Annotated in this window: 12 protein-coding genes; 7 read left to right on the top strand and 5 right to left on the bottom strand. The window is 54.0% G+C overall.

Features of this window, described 5'->3' with window-relative positions; genetic code table 11:
* Position 1 precedes the first annotated feature (1 nt).
* Complete coding sequence (gene pilM, locus JIN87_RS05500; protein ID WP_200354528.1) at positions 2-1,678, bottom strand: pilus assembly protein PilM; 1,677 nt, start codon at positions 1,676-1,678, stop codon at positions 2-4.
* 150 nt (positions 1,679-1,828) lie between these two features.
* Complete coding sequence (locus tag JIN87_RS05495; protein WP_200354527.1) at positions 1,829-2,443, bottom strand: hypothetical protein; 615 nt, start codon at positions 2,441-2,443, stop codon at positions 1,829-1,831.
* Between the two features lie 83 nt (positions 2,444-2,526).
* Here JIN87_RS05495 and JIN87_RS05490 point away from each other — a divergent pair, with 83 nt between their 5' ends.
* From JIN87_RS05490 to JIN87_RS05475, 4 genes are all read left to right on the top strand, one after another.
* Positions 2,527-3,051, top strand: coding sequence for an NUDIX hydrolase (locus JIN87_RS05490; RefSeq protein WP_200354526.1), 525 nt, complete (start codon positions 2,527-2,529; stop codon positions 3,049-3,051).
* Between the two features lie 132 nt (positions 3,052-3,183).
* Entirely contained in the window at positions 3,184-4,293 is a 1,110-nt protein-coding gene (gene pdhA, locus JIN87_RS05485; protein WP_325176368.1) for a pyruvate dehydrogenase (acetyl-transferring) E1 component subunit alpha, read from the top strand.
* A gap of 24 nt (positions 4,294-4,317) precedes the next feature.
* The gene (locus JIN87_RS05480) at positions 4,318-5,292 is read left to right on the top strand and encodes an alpha-ketoacid dehydrogenase subunit beta (RefSeq protein WP_200354525.1); all 975 of its coding nucleotides are present in this window, start codon (positions 4,318-4,320) and stop codon (positions 5,290-5,292) included.
* A 40-nt stretch (positions 5,293-5,332) separates the two neighbouring features.
* The gene (locus tag JIN87_RS05475) at positions 5,333-6,631 is read left to right on the top strand and encodes a dihydrolipoamide acetyltransferase family protein (RefSeq protein WP_200354524.1); all 1,299 of its coding nucleotides are present in this window, start codon (positions 5,333-5,335) and stop codon (positions 6,629-6,631) included.
* A gap of 65 nt (positions 6,632-6,696) precedes the next feature.
* Here JIN87_RS05475 and JIN87_RS05470 read toward each other — a convergent pair whose 3' ends face one another.
* The 3 genes from JIN87_RS05470 to JIN87_RS05460 form a co-directional block, all read right to left on the bottom strand.
* Positions 6,697-8,811: a response regulator gene (locus JIN87_RS05470; RefSeq protein WP_200354523.1), complete on the bottom strand. Its 2,115-nt coding sequence runs from the start codon at positions 8,809-8,811 to the stop codon at positions 6,697-6,699.
* A gap of 157 nt (positions 8,812-8,968) precedes the next feature.
* Complete coding sequence (locus JIN87_RS05465) at positions 8,969-10,375, bottom strand: UTP--glucose-1-phosphate uridylyltransferase (RefSeq protein ID WP_200354522.1); 1,407 nt, start codon at positions 10,373-10,375, stop codon at positions 8,969-8,971.
* Positions 10,376-10,471: 96 nt separating this feature from the next.
* On the bottom strand, positions 10,472-10,753 hold the full coding sequence (locus tag JIN87_RS05460; RefSeq protein WP_200354521.1) for an FtsB family cell division protein: 282 nt from the start codon (positions 10,751-10,753) through the stop codon (positions 10,472-10,474).
* Positions 10,754-10,844: 91 nt separating this feature from the next.
* Between JIN87_RS05460 and JIN87_RS05455 the strand changes: the two genes are divergently transcribed.
* The 3 genes from JIN87_RS05455 (at position 10,845) to JIN87_RS05445 (ending at position 14,122) form a co-directional block, all read left to right on the top strand.
* Positions 10,845-11,666 carry an ExeA family protein gene (locus JIN87_RS05455; RefSeq protein WP_200354520.1) on the top strand — a complete coding sequence of 274 codons (822 nt, stop codon included), beginning with the start codon at positions 10,845-10,847 and terminating at the stop codon, positions 11,664-11,666.
* Positions 11,667-11,795: 129 nt separating this feature from the next.
* A complete protein-coding gene (locus JIN87_RS05450) occupies positions 11,796-12,473 on the top strand; it encodes a hypothetical protein (RefSeq protein WP_200354519.1) in 678 nt (225 codons plus the stop codon).
* A gap of 242 nt (positions 12,474-12,715) precedes the next feature.
* Positions 12,716-14,122, top strand: a complete 1,407-nt coding sequence (locus JIN87_RS05445; RefSeq protein WP_200354518.1) for a sugar transferase — start codon at positions 12,716-12,718, stop codon at positions 14,120-14,122.
* Positions 14,123-14,165: the final 43 nt, after the last annotated feature.

Here is a 14,165-nt window from a genome sequence, read left to right as displayed (position 1 = left end):
CTCAAAGCGGGACCTCCTCCTTTACCACCAGCGTGAAATCAAATTTGAGTATCCCAGGAACCGAATAATCGAAGTCCTCATCCTCAAGGGCTGCCACAAAATCCGAGCTTCTAAAGCTCTCCAGCAAGTTCTTCACACGCTCATACGAGTGCGGACTGACACTTGAGACGGGATTGTAGACATCAATCAAGCGCCCGACCAATTGAATCCTTGTGTTCGCATCCTTATTCTGGATACGCGCCACCCCGCGACCGCTGGATTGCACATTGCCAGGACGCTCCAATCTCAGATTGTCCAACCAGACATCCTCCACCGCCGCGAGTCGCGATTGCAGATCGTTCAATACCTTCTGCCAAGTCGATCGAGCCTCCGCGATAGTGGAGGCTTTTTCCACAACACTGCGTATCTGCTTAATCTGCTCTGTCTTGTCGTAGATCTTTTGGTTGATCTGACGCAACGGCTGAATCTGCACATCCAAGTTCTGCAACTCCTGCTCATACGCTCTCAACTCAAGAGCCGTATTCAAGATAGGAAGCCCCACTGCGCCACAAGCAACCAGCCCTGCCAAAATATAGAAAGGCTGCTGGCGTCGGAACTTGCGTTGCCAAACGAGGCTACGGGGCGTCAAGTCTAGCGAAGCGCCATCAGGCATAAACCGCCCAACCCCCATGCCGATTGCATCTGACAAAAATATCGAATCCCGCTCTAGCTCTTCGGCCGACAGTTCTTCAGAAACCGCTATCCGCCGCAGAGCATCCAAAGGCCTGACAGACACTCCTACCTTCTTCTCCAAAAGCGAATCGAGACCTGGCAACGCCGAGCCACCTCCTACCAGAAATATTCCCTCTGGAACAAAAGAGAACCCTTGCCGCTTTAAAACAGCCGACGTCCGAACGATCTCCGTCCCCAATCGCGTTTCGAAATTTCGCTTAGCATTTTCAAAAGCGGTGTACTCATCTGAAGAGAGGACCTCCGATCTTGTAGCCGATATCTTAATACGCTCAGCCTCGCTCACGCCTACCCCTAGAAGCTCGGCGATCTCGTTGCTGATAGACTGCCCCCCAAACGGAACATTTCGGCTATGGTATCGCGTTCCGTCAACATAGACCAAGTCCGTCGACTTCGCTCCAACAGACACCATCAAGAAACACCCCTTTTCCTCCGCGTGATTGTAGCGAAAGACATTCACAAGCGACGTGGCGGAAGGCTCGATCCCTCGCAGGTTGATTTCAGAGTCTTTGCTGTAACGGGCGATTGTCTCCACAATCTCGGTACGCGAGGCCCCGATCACTGCATCGAAGTCCAAGTCGTCCTCCTCAATAACCTCATGCCCCCAAGTGACCTCCTCGATCGGATAAGGAATATTCTGCTTCGCCTCAAACGCTACAATCTTCGAGCGCTTGCTGGATGCGACCTGAGGGATCTTGAGATACTTACACAAAGCCACATGGCCAGGGATCGAAAACCCTGCAGACAACTCGCCGCGAAATCTCAATGCAACCGCGTCAAGATGCGAAGAAGTGGCCTTCAGCCAGAGCAGCGGGTCATGCGACGAAAACTCCACCGCGTCGATCTGGTAGTCCAACAGCTCGCAGCGACCGCTAGGATTCATCTTCAGATGAACCGAGCAGAGATGATTAGCCCCAAGGCTGATCGCTAGGAAGTGTGGACTTGGCATGCGGATAGAGGGAGTCGACTACGAGACTTCATTCTTTTTTAACAACTAGCCATTACAAGCTAAAATCGTTAAATAATAGGGACTTACAATTAAGCGCCAAACAGGCTACAGACTTTGCCCTAGGCGATAAACAGGGCGAAAATTCAAGCCCTAAAATTGACGTCGCTTCGCAACCGGAGTGTCCCGGGGGCTCGACCAAGCGAAAGGAGTCTCGTCCTGCAACCTCAAAACCGAATTCTCGCCTGATCTCAAACGCTCCCTGAAGTTAGCCAAGTTCGAACGATCCTTCAGATTGTCCGACAAAACCGATTCTACAACATCCTCTCCGGCAAGCACTTCAGCGACAAACGCAAACGGCTCACCACGCACGCGATCGCGCTTGACGAGCTCTGGGGGCAAATAATACCGCACCACATGCCGCCCCACCTCTAGAGTTGGATATTCAGCCGCAGCAGAATAAAAACGATAGCGTAATCCAGCCTGAGTCTCAGCTGATGTCGCAAACGAAAAGCGAACCTCCAAATCGTCCATAAATCGCGGATTCGCTCCACTAGCGCGCTCGCCGCGTTCGACGCTCAGCGTCAAGGCGATCTGATACCAAGGGTCACGCCCACCAGGCGCTTCAACCAGATCGAAATCCAGCTTCACCAGCTCGACTTCCGCCGCCCTCGCCAAGGCCGGCCAGCTTCCAATCAGCAGTAAAAGAAAGGCACAAACAAACCGCATCATCGACAAACCAATCCCTGCATATCCCTCAGAGATCAAGCGAATCTCAATTCTTGCGGGAGTTTCCCCAATTCAACTTGCCCAACTCGCGCCTCGCCCCTACTCCCCTCGCCTAGCGACAAATGCAATATAAGATCAGCGTTCTCATTTTCCTCAAGGACAAGACCGGCCGCTTCCTGATGCTCCAAAGAGCAAAGGAACCGAACAAAGGCCTTTGGAGCCCGATCGGCGGCAAACTCGAGATGCCCACCGGCGAGTCCCCCTTCGAGTGCGCCATTCGTGAAGCGAAAGAGGAGACCGGCATCGAACTCACAGAGAAGGACTTACACCTGTTTTGCATGGCCGCGGAAAAAGCCTACGAAGGCAAAGGCCACTGGCTTATGTTCTTGTTCGACTGCTCAAAAGCGCTCGACACCCTGCCCGAACAGATCGACGAAGGCGCATTCGCGTTCTACACGCGCGAAGAAATTGACTCGCTCGCCATCCCCGAAACCGACCGCCAGGGGCTATGGGAAATTTATGACCGTTTCCATGACCGATTCGTGGCTCTCAAGGTCGACTGTCAACCGGGCAAACCTCTGGAATTCGAGATCGAAGGCCTTATCCCTTCCGACAATTCCGTTCATGAAATGCCGCAAAACGACTAATCGTGAGCGTTTCCTACCAAATAATCCCTCTTCAATAAGAAGCTTTGTTGTTGTCTCGAAGCGGCCAACACCTTCAATCCCCAGTTTTTCCGAGAACTTCCTTCTCCAACACAGAGAATTAGAAACAGAAAAGTGAGCGCAAAAACCACGCCAAAGAAACGCGTAAAGCCAGAGAGTTCAAATCTGGCTAAAGAAGCGAAACTGCCTATCAACAAGGACCTCTCAAAGGATGAGCTCCTCGGGTTCTACCGCGACATGGTTCGCATCCGTCGCTTCGAAGAGCGTTCGCTCCGCGTCTACCAGCAAGGAAAGATCGGCGGCTTCCTCCACCTTTACATTGGACAAGAGTCCATCGCAGTTGGCTGCGCCTCCCTCATGGGCGACCACGATCACATGATCACCGCCTACCGCAACCACGGTCACGGCCTCGCAGTTGGCATGAACATGAACGAGTGCATGGCCGAGCTACTCGGCAAGGCGACCGGATGCTCCAAGGGCAAGGGCGGCTCCATGCACTATTTCGCTCCCGACAAGAACTACTGGGGCGGCCACGGAATCGTCGGCGGCCAGATCCCTCTCGGAGTTGGCCTCGCTTACGGCGTAAAGTATAAGGGCAACATCGGTTCCGCCATGGCATTCATGGGCGATGGAGCGATCAACCAAGGCGCCGTGCACGAAGCCTACAACATCGCGGCGCTCTGGGATCTTCCAGCAATCTTCATCATCGAGAACAACGGCTACTCCATGGGTACGTCCCAAGAGCGTTCCTCCTCACACCCGAAGGAGGGTCTCGCCGCTCGTGCCGAGGGCTACAACATGGCCTGGGAAAACATCAACGGCGAATCCATCTTCGCGATCCGCGACGGTGTCGGCCGCGCCATCAAGCGGGCTCACGAAGAATCCAAGCCAACCATCCTCGAGATCCACACTTACCGCTACCAAGGCCACTCCGTCGCCGACGCGAACGCCAAGAAGTACCGCACCAAGGAAGAGATCGACGACTACCGCAAGAATCACGATCCGCTCAACGTCTACCGCCTCTACCTCCTCGACTCCAAGATCATGTCCGAGGACGAGATGAAGGTGATCGACTCCGAAGCGAAGCAAGAAGCTGAAGTAGCAGCCCAATTCGCAGACGAGAGCCCATTCCCACCAGTCGAGTCCATCACCGAGGACGTATACTGGGAAGCGGACAATCCAGACAAGCGCACCTCCGAAGGTCGCCTCTTCTTCAACGACTAATTTTCACACAGGACACGATTTAAAATGCCAGAGATCTCTTACAGACAGGCAATCAAGGACGCGCTCGCCGAAGAAATCGAGCGCGACGAAAACGTCGTTATCATCGGCGAAGAAGTAGCCCAGTACAACGGCGCTTACAAGGTGACCGAAGGTCTCCTCGAGCGCTACGGCCCGAAGCGCATCGTTGACGCTCCGATTTCCGAAGCCGGCTTCATCGGCATGGGTATCGGCGCCTCCATGCTCGGCGTTCGCCCCGTTATGGAGCTCATGTTCTGGAGCTTCGCATACGTTGCGTGGGATCAAATGATCAACAACGCCGGCTGCGTACGCTACATGTCAGGTGGCCTGATCAACGTACCGATCGTTATCCGCGGTCCTGCCAACGGCGGCACCAACGTTGGTGCGACTCACTCCCACACTCCGGAGAACCTTATCGCCAACATGCCCGGTCTCAAGGTGGTTTGCCCAGCGACACCTTACGACGCCAAGGGGCTCATGAAGGCTGCGATCCGCGACAACGACCCAGTTTACGTGATGGAGTCCACCCTCCTCTACGGAACCACCGGCGAAGTACCGGAAGAAGAGTACGTCATTCCACTCGGCAAGGCCGACATCAAGAAGGAAGGTACCGACGTCACCATCGTTTGCCACGGCCCATCCGTTCCTGTCGCTCTCACCGCAGCCCAGGTCCTCGAGGAAGAACACAACATCAGTGCTGAAGTCGTTGACCTCCGCTCCATCCGCCCACTCGACGAGGAAACCATTCTCGAGTCGGTCAAGAAGACCAACCGCGCAGTTCTCGTGGAAGAGAATCGCCCATTCTGTGGCGTAGACGCTCAAATCGCCTACACCATCCAGAACAAGGCCTTCGACTACCTCGACGCGCCGATCCAGCGTATCTCCACCATCGATGCTCCCGCCATCTACAGCCCAGCCCTCGAGCCCGAACAGCTCCCCAAGGCATCTACGGTCGTAGAAAAGGTCCTCGGCATCATGTAATCACCTCTTCGCTCTTAATTCTTAATCCTTACTTTAGACAATGGCTACATTCATCGACATGCCGAAGCTCTCCGACACAATGACGGTCGGAACAGTGGCAAACTGGCTCAAAAACGAAGGCGACGCCATCGAGTCCGGCGACGTGATTGCTGAAATCGAAACCGACAAGGCAACCATGGAACTGGAAGCCTTCGAAGACGGCATCCTCCTCAAGCAAATCGCGAAGGCCGGCGACCAAGTCGCAATCGGCGCTCCTATCGCCGCTATCGGCGAAGAAGGAGAAGAAGTTGAAGTTCCAGATGCAGCCGCTGCTCCTGCAGCCGCTGCTCCTGCAGCCGCTGGCGAAGAAGCTCCCGCAGAAGCAGCCGCTCCCGCAGCATCTTCTTCTACTTCTCCCTCTTCACCTGCTTCTACCCCTTCAAGCGATAGCCGCATCAAGGCTTCCCCGCTTGCCAAGAAGCTCGCAAAGGCAGAAGGCATCGACCTCGCTGGCATCATCGGTTCCGGACCAAACGGCCGTATCGTAAAGCAGGACGTTATCGACGCTAAGTCTGGCGGAGCTGCCGCTCCTGTAGCAGCCCCAGCACCTGTAGCCGCTGCGCCGGTTACACTACCTGGACTCGCGATCGCCGAAGACGCAGATCTTCCCGTCTCTACAATGCGCGGCGTTATCGCTACTCGCCTCGTAGAGTCTAAGGTCAACGCTCCTCACTTCTACCTTCAGATAGAAGTCAATGCAGCGAACCTCCTAGCAACTCGGGCCAAGATCAACGCCGACCTCGCCAACGTTCCCGCCGAGCACGGCGGCGGCATCAAGCTCACCGTTAACGACTTCATCCTTAAGGCATCAGCCGAAGCCCTCCGCCGCGTTCCAACCATGAATCGCGCGTGGCAAGGCAACACCATCCGCCAAAACGGATCGGTTAACCTCGCCTTCGGCGTCGCTATCGAAGACGGCCTGCTCACTCCCGTTATCCGCAACGCGGAAAGCAAGACACTCAAGCAGATCGCCATCGAAGCCAAGGAACTCATCGGCAAGGCTCGCAACAAGAAGCTCAGCCCAGCGGAAATGTCCGACAGCACCTTCACTGTCACAAACCTCGGCATGTACGGTATCAGCAGCTTCTACGGCATCATCAACACGCCAAACGCCGGCATCCTCTCAGTCGGTGCCACACAGACCAAGCCAATCGTCAACGAAGCCGGCGAGATCGTTCCTGGCCAGATCATGACAATCGGCGTTAGCTGCGACCACCGTGCAGTTGATGGAGCAGTCGGTGCGGAGTACCTCCAAGCCCTCAAGACCTTGCTCGAAACACCTGCCCTTTCGCTCATCTAAAGGCGACGGAGCAGCAAACAGTTTCAATCAAGCCTCACGCCCAAACGCGTGAGGCTTTTTCGTACCTAAACGATCGCCCTTTTGGCGATTGTATCGACCGCGTTCTTGAGATCCGAAATCCCAAACGGCTTGGACAAGAACGTGCTAAAATCATCATCAAGCGGAAGGCGATCAGCGTACTCGTCATTCGTATCTCCGCTCATTCGGATTATCGGCAGCTCCTCGTCCGTCGCGCGAATCGAAGAAACAACTCCATATCCGTCCACATAAGGCATCTGCATATCAACCAAGACAAGATCGAGCTCCGTCTTCAGACGAGCATACTCTTCCACCGCCTCCTCGCCATCCTTAGCGATCACGACCTCGTAGCCCAAAGACTCCAACATGGTACGTATCGCCAACCTCAATACACCTTCATCTTCAGCGAGCAAAGCAAGCGAGCGCTCTTTGTCCGCTTCATTTCTCGGTTTATCCTCAGAGCCGAAGTACACTCTAAGCTCAGCAGTCGAAGTACCAACCGAACTGGACACCGAAACAAGTGGAGTTTTCGAGAGGGCTAGCAACTCGGCATTACTGATGGCGTTGCCCATGTAGCGCAATTGCACGCACGCACAGCCTCCCTTTCCAGCGTCATGAAAAGTTGATACGCGGATACGGCTCCGAAAATCAGGATTAACCGCGTCCCGCACACAAACCAACGCCTCGGTTAGAGCGAAAAGCAAGTTCCGGCGAGACATGCCATGGACATGAATTTCCTCCTGCTCGGCGAGCACGATTTCCGTTTTTGCAGGCAATAAACTCGATTGAGCTCGATAAAGCTCCTCCAGTTCCGAGCTTAAATCGATCGGCTCCAAAGCATGATCACTATTGGGGGCATCCAACTGCAGCACTTCATTGAGGCAGGTAAAGCTCGAGGACAACCTCTCCAATTCCTGGATACGTTCCACGATTGCTGAGTCACCACGAAAGTTCTCCTTAAGCTGCCTCGCATTATCTTCAATCTCCGCCGCGATCCGTTCCATACGCACACTCAGCTTGCCACTCAACGAAGTCTCAAAACTCGCTCCCGCAGCCTCCGTGATGTCAACGTGCGATCCAACGAGACTAGAAAGTCTCCCAGAGTCATCAGGAAAACACTCCGCCCGACAAAGAAAACGACGATAGCCGCCATCCTTACAACGCATCCTATACTTCAGCTCGACCTCAGAAATCTCACACCTGAGCACTTGCGAAAAAACCGTCTCCACTTCCTCGGCATCCGACGGATGAAGATGCTCCCTGAAAGTCGAAACCGTACTTGGAAACTCACTACCAGAATAACCGAGCTGCCCTTTCCACTGCTCGCTGAAATGCAGCTGGTTTTCCCGCAGGTTCCATGACCATAACCCGAGGTTCGAAGCCTTGATCGCCAGATCCAATCGCCGCTGGCTGGAACGATACGCCTCTTCGGCACGTTTTCGCTTAGAAATATTCCGCAGCGTCACCAGCGAACAATCCCGCCCCTTCCATTCCAGCTGAACCGCTCGCAATTCCGCGTTGGGCACCGCGACCGCTTCAGTCGCGACCTCCACCTCAATCGCGTCCGCTTCTAAAATGCCGTAGTCGAACAGCTCCATCAAGGTCGACGACTTCGATTCGCCAAACCAAGCGTCAGCAACCTTGTTGTTGAACAATAGTTCTCCGTCCGGACGCGAAACCACAAACAAGGCGACATCCAAACAATGCAGCAGGCCGCGATAAACAGCCTTCCCCTCTCCCGGACCAGATTGAACAGACTTCAACTCGTCCAACAACTCTCGCCGTTCAAAGGCATGGGTGATCGACTCCAAGAGACTCGCCTCGTTCAAATCCTTGTAGAAGAGATAGTCGTCCGCCCCATTCTTCGAAGCATCTAGAATGACCGACTGCTCCTCGTCCTCCAGAAGGCAAATCACCAAAGGTTCTGCATCTCCAAATCGAAACCGAGACAAGATATCCAAATGGTCCGCTTCCGGCAAAACACCCTTCGAAATCACCAAATCCGCCTTCGTCCGAACGAGAGAGCGTTTCGCTTCGCGCAAGTTAGCCGCGTGATAGCAAAGAAATTCTACGCTATCCGAAAACTTTAGGTGATCGAGGATCTGTTCCGCTCGTTGCGAATCTGATTCAACTACCAAACAGGTAATCGAGGATAAGGACATTAAAAAGGCAGGGAGGTTGAATGGGTAGACTCGGACCCAACCAACTCAACGCTCCAACCGCAAGCCGAACCTCCTCATCTCTCATCAATTTTTAGACAAAAAAGCCCCGGAAGATTCCGGGGCAAATGGGAAAGAGCTTTACTATCAATTCGTTGCTCTAGCCGATGTAGATCGGAGCGGAAAGATCCAGAGCGGTCGGGTTTTCCTTCCAAGCCGCAACAAACCCGGCCTCGTCGGTAGCGAATAGAGGTGAAACCTCTATCGATTGGTCGAAATCGGCCGGCAACTCGATCCCCGCTGCATCAAACCACTGGCGGAAAAGCGTCATCTGGTCACCCTTGCAGCTTTCTGGAGAATCGACGCCTTCCGCGTTCTTCACAGGGCTGAAATCCGCCAAACGGGTCGTCTCAATCACCAACGGCTTTTCCGCAAATGGGATCGAGTCGAAAATGAACATCTCAAACTTGATACCATTTGGCGTATCCGGCTTCTGGGTGTTGCCATCGGCATCCACGAACGGGATCTTCTTGTCCGCTCGGTGGAACGGAAGCGCCACTGTGCTACCTGGAGCGACAAGGGAACGCGCAAAATCTACCGATATGATGTGAATTGCGATACTTCCCGCACGGAACGAAAGCTGACCATCCGCATCCCGAAGCGCGCAGAGCTCATCCGGCATATCGCTGTACTCGACAACTTGGCTTACGCCATCGAGTACGCAGAAGTGACCCAATTTCTCCTTTTCGTACGCTTTTGGCAGCATCTTGCTAGAAAGCGTCGAACCGGACTTGATGTGAAAACCGATAAAGTACGGGTCAACCGGCTGCACCAACGGATTATCCACCTGAAAGTAGCTGAGCACCTCGATACCATCGTCTACCATAGCCTGAAAAGAACCGCTGCGATCCAAAGCACGAAGCGCCCCGCCATGCCCATCCGGGCTCATGGCAATGCTCCCTTTCGCTTCGAGGATGATCTTACCCTCGCTATCCACCGCCGGCATACGGCCTTGGCGGAAGAAGGTCACCGAGCCCTCAGCTAGACCGAAATACTTGTTTTTCTCGAAAAACGAAACTGTCGCCTCGTGGTTGATATCGCTGGTCATCACAAACCAAGGCAGCTTGCAGCTGTAGGCGACCCGAGCCGCTTGTATCTTTTCCGCGAATACCTGGAAAAGCGTCTTGTTTTTGACAGGAGTGACTGGATACGTGCCCTTCGGTCCATTGTATCCAAGTCGCGTTCCTTGACCGCCGGCAACGGTAAACGCCGCTACCTTGCCAGCTCGGAGAGCTTCCTCGCCAATCCGCTTGGCTTCTTGCCACTCTTCGTCCTCATCCAGATCAGCCGGAATCGACACATAAGGAGCTGGCTCAAGAGCGGAGAAATCGATCCCCTCTTCCTTTTCCTCCGACTTAACGAGAGTCGCGACCAAACGGTCCAGCTCCTCGATATCGATCTCGGACGCCTGCGAATCCAGGTTCGCTTTCTCCTCTTCGCTTAATCCGTCCCAAAAACGGAAAACCTGACCTTGTCCCTGAGACTCAAATCGCTGCTTATTATCCATAATTCAATGCTACTAAGGCAGCATGCTTCTCAGTCCGGAACTGAAATGGCAACAATCTTCTAATCACAAAAACGCGCCAAGATCCCCGAATACGCCTTAGCGCTCGAAGCGGAAGATCACTTCACCTTCCTTCGCGTAGTTGAGCTTAGTACGGATAACCGACTCGATATACTCCTTGTCCCCCTGCAACTTGTCCAGTTGGCCTTCCCTTTTGGCAGATTCCTCTGCCAATGCAGCGTGGCGACTCGAAAGTTGCACGTTCTCCGAACGCAGATTATCGAAGTGTTGGTAATCTCGATACAAGAAAACCGCCGCAAACACACCCGCCCCTACAAACAGGAACGCAAAAAGGATATTTGTAAATCGACTGGCTCTCATCTCTTGAATCAGTCCGTAACTACAGGGAACCAGCGATTTATTGCAAAAAAATAATTGTAAGGCCTAGGCAATTCACGGAAATTTTCCCGCAATGTACCAAAGTTTCTACGGTCTCAGGGAGATGCCCTTCAATATCACTCCCGATCCCAACTTCCTGTACCTAAGCCCAACGCACCAAGAAGCGCTCCAACATCTCAAGTACGGAGTGGCAGAACGGAAGGGCTTCATCGTACTAACAGGAGAGGTCGGCTGCGGAAAAACAACCCTTTGCCGCCACTTCATAAACGAGATCGACGAGGAGAAACACGAGATCGCCTTGATCCTAAATCCCCGTATCACAGAAACTCAGCTCCTCAAAACGATCCTGACCGAGCTCGGGGCAACCGGTACCATGAGCCGCAGCCGCGGCGGGCTTGTCCAGCAGGTAAACGACCTGCTGCTCGAGAAGATCCAAGCCGGCAAAGACATCCTGCTCATCATCGACGAAGCTCAAAACCTGACCTTCGAACTGCTCGAGCAACTTCGACTCCTCTCCAATCTCGAGACCGACAAGCAAAAGCTCCTTCAGATCATCCTTATGGGGCAGCCGGAGTTCAAAGAGATCCTCGCCGAAGAGCGACTCCGCCAACTCCGCCAACGCATCCTGGTCCACACCGAACTTCGCCCCCTCAATCGACTGCAAGTCGAACAATACATCCACCACCGCATCGCTATGGCCGGAGGACAAGGCATCCCCTTCTTCACGAGCTGGGCCGTGCGCTGGATCAGCTGGAAATCCAAGGGCGTACCTAGAATAGTGAACAACATCTGCGATAAATCCCTGCTCTCCTCCTATATCAGAAGCAGCGAAGTCGTCACTTGGAAGGATGTCCGGGCCGCGCTCAAAGAAATCAAAACTCTCGATTTCAAGTAGCTCTCACCGAGCAATTCGCTCATTTCAGTCCGATTTTCCCAGCGCCAGAAGGGCCTGAGCTTAATAAAGCGTCTCGGAAGCCGTTTCTTAGCTAGTTAGCTAACGAATCAACCAAACCGAGACGGAACCATGAGCCTCATCAATCAAGCCCTTAAGCTCGAACAACAAAAACGCCAAGGAGCAAACACGCCACAAGCTCCCATGGTCGCTCAGTTCGCTCACCGCAGACAAAACAGCAATCTAGCCGTTCTGCTGATCGGTTTCACCGGAATGGGCATGCTGCTTGCCGCCTCCGTCACCGCCATATTCTACTTCGGAAACGGGTTCCTTGAACAAGGAAACCAAGACCTAGCTCGCTCCGAAGCCCCCGCTCAAACCAGCCTGGCAAGCGCACCCGCCCCAAGCCCTAGCGCCCCTGCCGAACAGGAAGACCCCAGGGAAAGCATCCTCACCAGCCTGACACAAGAAGAGCTTTCCACCGTACAGCAAATGCTTGCGGAACGAGAAAAACGATCCGCTTCGGAGAGCACCGCCCCGGCAACTGCAGCCCCCGAAACCCAAGAGCAACCACCAGCGGACACGCAGGCCAAGCTCTCCACAATCTCCCAAATTCAGGACATCGTCGACGCCTACTCAATCCAAGGCATTCGCAAGGCAGGCAAAGACACGCGCGTATTCCTAAACGGCAAAATTCGTCGCATCGGGGACGTTATCGATCTCGAGCACGATCTCCGACTCGTCGGGTTCACCGAAACCGACCTCGTTTTCCGTACAGCGGACGGACGAAACTACAAAAAGGCCCTCTAGCTGCCCTTCCGGACAGCAGCAGAAAAAGTCCCGTTACCATTTGACTTCCGCTCGAGGAGCGGCCGTCACCCTATTGTAACCTGACGCCCCACACTAGGCGCCCATTCTGAATACTCTATCAGGGTTCCCCTGAATCCAGAGTAATCCGCCCCATGCACAACTAGGCAACACTCACATTTTCAATTGCGCTAGCGCCTAATACTTAAGAGTCTGATAACGTCTTTTTTACGCCTGACGTTACCATGCTCAAGAACCGCCAAGAAGGAATACTCAATCTGCACGGCCTCTGGCAAACCGCCTGCCTGCTCTTCCTGTTCCTTTTCACCCGACACCTTTTCGAATATTTCGGCTACCGCCTCAGACTGGATCATTTCAATCTGTACATGGCGGGAATCGTGATCGGGTCGTTCGTGAACATGCGCCTGCTTAAAAGCTACGCGGAAGATTTCGTCAGTCTCGGCTGGTACAAGACGTTCCGGCTCACCTTCCAGCAGCTAATCCGAATTATGCTGCTCCAGCTCGCGGTCGTATTTGCCCTGAAAGACACTGAGGTTAGCCGACTCTTCCTGAGCTCCTACTTCGCAGGATCATTCATCCTCTTGTTCGCAATGAACAAGATCCTGCCCAAGCACCTTTGCCGACTCAGCTTCAAGACACAGGTAATCCCCACCATCATCGTCGGATCAACCGAATCGCTCGCCAGCCTCGACAACTGGATCACAAACAAAGCCAACTACGGCATCGAGCTCGTCGGCTACGTGGGCGAGAATCCTTGCCCGCCAGAAAGCGAACAGCCCATCCCTTGCCTCGGCACCATCGACCAGCTAGCCGATACCCTCGAGGAAAAGCAGATCTCACAAGTCGTGGTGGTTGATCGCGCCCTCTCCGCGCAAAGCGCCCAGCGCGCCATGGCCATCAGCCAGAAGGCAGGCTGCCGCGTTCGCATCTACAACAACTGGCAGGCCGATTTCCAACAGCGCATCATCGTCGAGCACGAAGGAGACTACACATTCCTCACCTACGAGGACGAACCGCTGGAAAATCCTATCAACCGCGTGCTGAAACGCTGCTTCGACATCGCCATATCGCTCCCGATCGTCGCGTTCGTGCTCCCGCCGCTCACCCTTATCGTCTGGGCTCTCCAAAGGAAACAGTCCCCCGGCCCCATCTTCTACGCTCAGCCGCGTACCGGAATGACCAAGCGGACGTTCCATATTATCAAGTACCGGACCATGCACGTCTCAGATGCAAACGCGAAGAACGTAGCGAAGCAAGCGACTCGTGGCGACTCCCGCATCTACGCCTTCGGGGCCCTCCTCAGAAAGACCTCCCTCGACGAACTTCCACAGTTTATCAACGTACTGCTAGGAGAGATGAGCGTATCCGGTCCAAGACCACACTTGATCGACCACGATCGCGAGTTCTCCGAAAAGCTCCAGGTCTACTACACTCGCCATTTCGTAAAACCAGGAATTACGGGACTTGCCCAATCACTTGGTCTCCGAGGAGAAATCAACGAGCCCGAGCACCTCAAGCAACGCATAGCCCACGATATCAAGTATATCAATACGTGGTCTTTCATGCTCGATCTCAAGATTGTGATCCGTACCGCAAAGGCTGTTATCTTCCCTCCTAAGAGCGCCTACTAGTCGCGCCCCTTGTCAGACTAAAGTTTGCGTCTACGGCAAAACC

The organism is Pelagicoccus mobilis (genome assembly GCF_016595505.1).
Taxonomy (GTDB): Bacteria; Verrucomicrobiota; Verrucomicrobiia; order Opitutales; family Opitutaceae; genus Pelagicoccus; species Pelagicoccus mobilis.
This window is presented reverse-complemented; position numbering and strand designations above follow the sequence as displayed.